General features: G+C 67.4%; 6 protein-coding genes. All 6 read left to right on the top strand.

The features are described 5' to 3' along the window. Nucleotides 1-1089: cell envelope integrity protein TolA (gene tolA / locus AC2FNJ_RS15290; RefSeq protein WP_496765446.1), on the top strand; the 1089-nt coding region annotated here is incomplete at its 5' end. After that, on the top strand, nucleotides 1086-2405 hold the full coding sequence (gene tolB, locus AC2FNJ_RS15285; protein ID WP_496765444.1) for a Tol-Pal system beta propeller repeat protein TolB: 1320 nt from the start codon (nucleotides 1086-1088) through the stop codon (nucleotides 2403-2405). The genes tolA and tolB, both read left to right, overlap by 4 nt. A gap of 88 nt (nucleotides 2406-2493) precedes the next feature. Then, on the top strand, nucleotides 2494-3006 hold the full coding sequence (gene pal / locus AC2FNJ_RS15280) for a peptidoglycan-associated lipoprotein Pal (RefSeq protein ID WP_496765442.1): 513 nt from the start codon (nucleotides 2494-2496) through the stop codon (nucleotides 3004-3006). A gap of 4 nt (nucleotides 3007-3010) precedes the next feature. Then, entirely contained in the window at nucleotides 3011-3835 is an 825-nt protein-coding gene (ybgF, locus tag AC2FNJ_RS15275; protein ID WP_496765448.1) for a tol-pal system protein YbgF, read from the top strand. Next, nucleotides 3832-5085, top strand: a complete 1254-nt coding sequence (tilS, locus tag AC2FNJ_RS15270) for a tRNA lysidine(34) synthetase TilS (protein WP_496765440.1) — start codon at nucleotides 3832-3834, stop codon at nucleotides 5083-5085. Before ybgF ends, tilS begins: the two co-directional genes overlap by 4 nt. Before the next feature lie 76 nt (nucleotides 5086-5161). Next, complete coding sequence (ftsH, locus tag AC2FNJ_RS15265) at nucleotides 5162-7078, top strand: ATP-dependent zinc metalloprotease FtsH (protein WP_496765438.1); 1917 nt, start codon at nucleotides 5162-5164, stop codon at nucleotides 7076-7078. The last annotated feature ends 155 nt before the right edge of the window (nucleotides 7079-7233 follow it).

Genomic DNA, 7233 nt, shown 5'->3' with positions numbered 1-7233 from the left:
ATTGCCCATGTGACATTGATCGGATGGGCCTTGTTCGGCGGCACGTTCCGATCCGAACCGTTGCCGTTTGAGGTGCAGGATGTGTCGGTGATCACGGCCGAGGAATTCGCGGCGCTGTCCGCGCCGATCCAGGCTCCGGACGTGTCCGAAGCGCCGGCGGCGCTGCAGCAGCCCGAGCAGCCGGACCAGCAGGCCGTCCTTCCCGAAAAGCCCGAGGTCGAACAGGCCCGCCCCGAGCCGGTGGCGCCGCCGGAACCGCAGGCGGAGAGCAAGCCCGAGGCGGTGCTGGCCACGCCCGACCCGGAAGTGACCGAGGTGGCGCCGACCCTGGTCGAACCCGAACCGGAACTGGCCGCGCTGCCGGTGCCGCCCGGACCCAAGCCGAAACCCCGCCCGGCCGACAAGGTTGCGCCCCAGCCGGTCGCGCCGCCGCCGCCCGAAGCCAAGCCGGACGACGTGGAAACGCCGCCCGTCGCGCAGGACGAAGGCGCCGAGACGCCGCAGGAGCAGCAGGAACAGACCGCACCGGAAGAGGCGACCGACCAGATCGTGACCGAGGCGGAGCAAAGCCGCGATATGGCCCCCGACCGCTCGCCGCGCCCGCCGTCGCGGCGTCCGCGGCCGACCGAGCAGGTGGCCGAGGCGGACGAGCCCGCGCCGCCGAGCGACAGTCCGCCCGCAGCCGCAAACACGGAGTCCGCGGTCAACGACGCCCTGGCCGAGGCGCTGGCGGCCGGCCAGGAAAGCGCCCCGGTGCCCAGCGGACCGCCCTTGACGGGCGGCGAAAAGGAGGCGCTGCGCATCGCGGTGTCGAAATGCTGGAACGTCGGATCGCTGTCCACCGAGGCGCTCAAGACCACCGTCGTGGTCGCGGTGGCGATGCAGCCGGACGGAAGACCGGTCAGCGACAGCATCCGCCTGCTGGACAGTTCCGGCGGCTCGGACGGATCGGCGAGGCAAGCGTTCGACGCCGCCCGGCGTGCGATCATCCGCTGCGGCGGGAACGGCTACGACCTGCCGGTGGACAAATATGGCCAGTGGCAGAATATCGAGATTACATTCAACCCCGAGAGGATGCGGATCAAATGATGAGATACCTGACCAGCCTCCTGCTGGGTGCGGCGGTGCTTGCGATGCCCGCCTTTGCGCAGAACCCGCCGCTCAGGATCGAGATCACCGAAGGGGTGATCGAGCCGCTGCCCTTCGCGGTGCCCGATTTCGTGCCCGACACCCCGGCGGCGGCCGACTATGCGACCCAGATCGCCCGCGTGGTGGCGGCGGATCTCACGGGGACCGGGCTGTTCCGCGAGATCCCGTCGGACGCCTATATCAGCCGTGTGGCGAGTTTCGAGGCCCCGGTGCAGTTCGCCGACTGGAAGGCCATCAACGCCCAGGCCCTGGTGACCGGGGCGGTCAACGTGTCCGGCGACCGCCTGACGGTCCGGTTCCGGGTGTGGGACGTGTTCTCCGGCGCCGAACTGGGCGACGGCCTGCAATTCGCCGGCACCACCGATGGCTGGCGCCGGATGGCGCACAAGGTGGCCGATCAGGTCTACAGCCGGATCACCGGCGAAGGCGGCTATTTCGACAGCCGGGTGGCTTTCGTCTCGGAAAGCGGGCCCAAGGACCAGCGGCGCAAGCGGCTGGCGATCATGGATTACGACGGCGCGAACGTGCAGTACCTGACCGACAGCGCCGCCATCGTGCTGGCCCCGCGGTTTTCGCCCACCGGCGACCGCCTGCTGTATACCAGCTACGAAAGCGGGTCGCCGCGCATCTATGTGCTCGATGTCAATCAGGTGCAACGCCGGGTGCTGCCGACGCAGGAAGGCACCATGAGCTTTGCGCCGCGGTTCTCGCCGGATGGCCAGACGGTTCTCTATTCCCTGGCGCAGGGCGGCAACACCGATCTGTGGAAGATGGACATCACCACCGGCAACAGCGCGCGCCTGACCAGCGCGCCGTCGATCGAGACCGCGCCCAGCTTTTCCCCGGACGGCAGCCAGATCGTGTTCGAAAGCGACCGCTCGGGCACGCCGCAGCTCTACATCATGCCGGCCAGCGGCGGAGAGGCCAAGCGCATCAGTTTCGGCCAGGGCCGGTACGGCACGCCGGTCTGGTCGCCGCGCGGCGACCTGATCGCCTTCACCAAGCAGAACAAGGGCCGGTTCCATATCGGCGTGATGCGCGTGGACGGCAGCGAGGAGCGTCTGCTGACCGCCTCGTTCCTCGACGAGGGGCCGACCTGGGCGCCCAATGGCCGCGTCATCATGTTCACGCGGGAAACGCAGGGCGAGGGGGGGCGGTCCTCGCTCTATTCGGTGGACATTTCCGGGCGCAATCTCAAGCCCGTCCGCACCCCGGACGGGGGCAGCGACCCCACATGGTCGCCGCTTCAGAAATAGGCGCGATTCCCGCCCGTTCGCGTTCACATGGATCGGGCGGTGTGATACAAAGAAGGCAAAGAACAATCGGAACCATGAGGCAACTGGAATGAACATACTGGGCAAAATCCTGGCTTTGGGTGCGGTGGCGCTTGTGGCCGCCTGCAGCAACAACGACCCCTCGTCCTGGGGCAACGGCGCGGGGGCCGGCGGCGCGGGCGGCGCCCTGGCGCCCGGATCGGTCAGCGATCCGCGCTCACCGGCCTATTTCCAGCAGGCGGTGGGCGACCGTGTGCTGTTCGCCGTCGATCAATCGACGCTGACGCCGCAGGCGCAGGCCACGCTGCAGGCGCAGGCGGAATGGCTGATGGCCAACCCCGACTTCACCGCGAATATCGAAGGTCATGCGGACGAACAGGGCACACGTGAATACAACCTGGCATTGGGCGCGCGCCGCGCCAACGCCGCGCGCGAGTTCCTGATCTCGCGCGGGGTTGCGGGCAACCGGCTGACCACGATCTCATACGGCAAGGAACGGCCGATCGAGATCTGCAGCGACGAGGCGTGCTATTCCAAGAACCGCCGCGCCGTCACGGTGCTCACCGGTTCGACCACGGGGTAAGATGATGCGCATTGCGGCTTTGGTTCTGGCGGCGGCGGTTTCCACGGCGGGTATGGCCGGGGCGCAGGATCAGCAGACCCTGGCGGATATCCGGCAGGAGCTGACCGTGCTGCATGTGGAGATCCAGCGGCTCAAGCGGGAATTCTCGACCACCGGATCGCCTTCGCCCAATCTGGCGGGCACTTCGGTGCTGGAGCGGGTCGATGCCATCGAGGCCGAGTTGCAGCGGCTGACCCGGCAGACCGAGCGGCTGAACGCGCGGATCGAAGCCATCGTGGCGGACGGCACGAACCGGATCGGTGATCTCGAGTTCCGTCTGGTGGAACTGGAGGGTGGCGATCTGAGCGCACTGGGCGAGACGACCACGCTGGGCGGCGACACCGGGACGGACACGGCGGCCGCCGCCGTGCCGGCACCACGGGAACCGGCGCAGGACGAGGAACTGGCCATCGGTGAACGGGCCGAATTCGACGCGGCGTCGCAGGCGCTCGGCGAGGGCGACTACCAGAAGGCCGCCGATCTGCTGGCCAATTTCGACATCAACTATCCCGGCAGCCCCCTGGCGGCCGAAGCGCATCTGCTGCGCGGGCAGGCGCTGGAGGGGCTGGGCGACACCCGCGAAGCCGCGCGCGCCTTTCTGGCCAGTTTCACCGGCGATTCCGAGGGGCCGGTCGCGCCCGAGGCCTTGTTCGAACTGGGCGCGGCGCTGGGCCGGCTGGGACAGACCGAACAGGCCTGCATCACGCTGGGCGAGGTCGGCGTCCGGTTTCCATCCTCGACCGCAGTGGCGGATGCCGGCCAGGAGATGGCGGCGCTGGGCTGTTCTTGACCCCGGATTCCGACGACCTTTGCGCCCAGATCCGCGCCGGGTTGCCGCCCGCGCTGCCGCAGCGCCTGGGGGTCGCCGTGTCCGGCGGCGGCGACTCGATGGCCTTGCTGCACATCCTGTCCGACATGCTCGGGGGCACCGGCACCGCCTTGACGGCGCTGACGGTCGATCACGGCCTGCGGGCGGGATCGGCCGCCGAGGCCCGGTTCGTGGGCGAGATGTGCGCCAGGCTGGGCGTGCGGCACGAAACCCTGACCTGGACGGGTTGGGATGGCGCGGGCAACCTGCAGGATCAGGCCCGGCAGGCGCGGTATGGCCTGCTGATCGACTGGGCGCGAAGGCACGAGGTGCCTGCGCTGGTTCTGGGCCACACGGCCGACGATCAGGCGGAAACGGTCCTGATGCGGCTGGCGCGCGCCTCGGGCGTGACCGGCCTGGCCGCGATGCCCATGGCGCGCGAGCAGGACGGCGTGCAGGTGCTTCGCCCGATGCTCGGCGTCACCCGGGCGCGCCTGCGACAGTATCTGCGCGACCGGGGGCTGGACTGGATCGAGGATCCGTCGAATCAGGACCGCCGCTTCGACCGCATCAAGGCCCGTGAGGCTCTGACCGGCCTCGAACCCTTGGGGATTTCGGCCGAGACATTGGCCGAGGTCGCACAAAACATGGCACAAGCCCGTGACGCGCTGGACCACTACACCCGGCAAGAAGCGGCCCGGCTGACCCGTCTCGACGGCGGCGACGTGTTGGTGGACCGGGGCGGATTCTCGGCGTTGCCGGAGGAAATCAAGCGACGGCTGGTCGTCGGTATCATCCGCTGGATCGGCGGCGGAACATATCCACCCCGGCGCGGCGCGGTGCAATCGGTGACAGAGGCCGTGACCGCGCGCGCACCCGGCGTTCTGGGCGGATGCCTGTACGTGCCGGATGGTTCGGCAACCCGTTTCTGCCGTGAATACAACGCCGTCCGCGATATCTCGGCGCCGATCGGGCAGCCCTGGGACCGGCGCTGGATCGTCACCGGAGCGGCAGAGCAGGGCGCCGAGGTGCGCGCCCTGGGCGAAGCCGGGCTCGACCAGGTGCCCGACTGGCGGTCCACGGGCCGACCGCGCGCCGCGTTGCCGGGCACGCCCGCCGTGTGGCGGGGCACGGACCTGCTGGCGGCGCCGCTCGCGGGATACTCCAACGGTTGGCAGGCGGAATTGCGCGCGGGCGCGAAAGACTTCGACACATCCCTTTTATCGCATTGAACATATGCCAATCATCTCTATTTTAGTGGTCTAGCTGGCAATCTTCTCCACTGCCGAATGATTTGGGAGTATTTCCTTGGGCAACGCTCGTAACATCGCCTTCTGGGTCGTCCTTTTCCTGTTGATTCTGGCGCTCTTCAACCTGTTCAGCGGGCCGGGCGGAACGCTGCAGAGCCACGAGAAGACCTATTCCGAATTCGTCACCGCCGTAGAAGCGGGCGACGTGAGCCGGGTGACGCTGGATGGCGAGCAGATCAGGTACCGGACGAATGACGGGCGCGACTATGTGACCATCAAGCCCGGCGACGCCGAAGTGACCCAACTGCTGATCGGAAAGGACATCCCCGTCCGCGCCGAGAAACAGCAGCAGTCCGGGTTCCAGTCCTTCCTGATCACGCTGCTGCCCTTCCTGCTGCTGATCGGTGTCTGGGTCTATTTCATGAACCGGATGCAGGGCGGCGGCAAAGGCGGTGCGATGGGCTTTGGCAAATCCAAGGCCAAGATGCTGACCGAGAAACATGGCCGCGTGACCTTCGACGACGTGGCGGGCATCGACGAGGCCAAGGAAGAACTGGAAGAGATCGTCGAGTTCCTGCGCAACCCGCAGAAATTCTCGCGCCTCGGCGGCAAGATCCCCAAGGGCGCGCTGCTGGTCGGCCCTCCGGGCACCGGCAAGACGCTGCTGGCCCGCGCGATCGCGGGTGAGGCGGGTGTGCCGTTCTTCACCATCTCGGGCTCGGACTTCGTGGAAATGTTCGTCGGTGTCGGTGCATCCCGCGTGCGCGACATGTTCGAACAGGCAAAGAAGAACGCGCCCTGCATCGTCTTCATCGACGAGATCGACGCCGTGGGCCGCCATCGCGGCGCCGGCTATGGTGGTGGCAACGACGAACGCGAGCAGACGCTGAACCAGCTGCTGGTCGAGATGGACGGCTTCGAGGCCAATGAAGGCGTGATCATCCTGGCCGCGACCAACCGCAAGGACGTGCTGGACCCGGCGCTGCTGCGCCCGGGCCGGTTCGACCGGCAGGTGACAGTGGCCAACCCAGACATCAAGGGCCGCGAGAAGATTCTGGGCGTGCATGCCCGCAAGACCCCGCTGGGGCCGGATGTCGATCTGCGCATCATCGCGCGCGGCACGCCGGGATTCTCGGGCGCCGATCTGGCAAACCTGGTGAACGAGGCGGCGCTGATGGCCGCCCGCGTGGGCCGGCGCTTCGTGACGATGGAAGATTTCGAGAACGCCAAGGACAAGGTCATGATGGGGGCCGAGCGCCGCTCGATGGTGCTGACCAACGACCAGAAGGAAAAGACCGCCTATCACGAGGCCGGTCATGCGGTGGTCGGGTTGACCCTGCCGCTCTGCGATCCGGTCTACAAGGCGACGATCATTCCCCGAGGCGGCGCGCTGGGCATGGTGGTCAGCCTGCCGGAAATGGACCGGCTGAACTATCACCGGGACGAGTGCAAGCAGAAGCTCGCGATGACCATGGCCGGCAAGGCCGCCGAGGTGATCAAGTACGGCGAGGATCACGTTTCCAACGGTCCGGCCGGCGACATCATGCAGGCCAGCCAGCTGGCGCGCGCCATGGTGATGCGCTGGGGCATGTCCGACAAGGTCGGCAATATCGACTATGCCGAGGCGCATGAGGGCTATCAGGGCAACGCCGCCGGGTTCTCGGTGTCGGCGCATACCAAGGAACTGATCGAGGAAGAGGTCAAGCACTTCATCCAGGAAGGCTATGAGACCGCCCACAAGATCCTTACCGAACGCAGCGAGGAATGGGAGCGTCTGGCACAGGGGCTTCTGGAATACGAAACCCTGACCGGCGACGAGATCAAGCGGGTGATGAGGGGTGAGTCGCCCTTCGAGAATGACGACGAAAGCGACAGCCCCGATCAGGGCAGCGCGCCGAGCGTCACCGCGATCCCCAAGACCAAACCCAAGAAGACGCCGCCCGACGGCGGCTTGGAGCCGGAACCGAGCGCCTGAGCGCCGGCAAGGCCCGATGGATCGGACCCCGGAACCAGCCTCTGGTTCCGGGGTTTTCCTTGGTCCGTCGATGGTCGGTGACGGGGGCAGTGCATTCAGGCTGGCATCTGCCGACGAGACCGCTAGTGTGACCGGAAACAACGTCAGGTCACGGT

Source organism: Ruegeria sp. BHSB196, assembly GCF_059613135.1.
The sequence above is the reverse complement of the archived record's forward strand: the minus strand, read 5'-3'. Positions and strand labels throughout refer to the sequence as shown.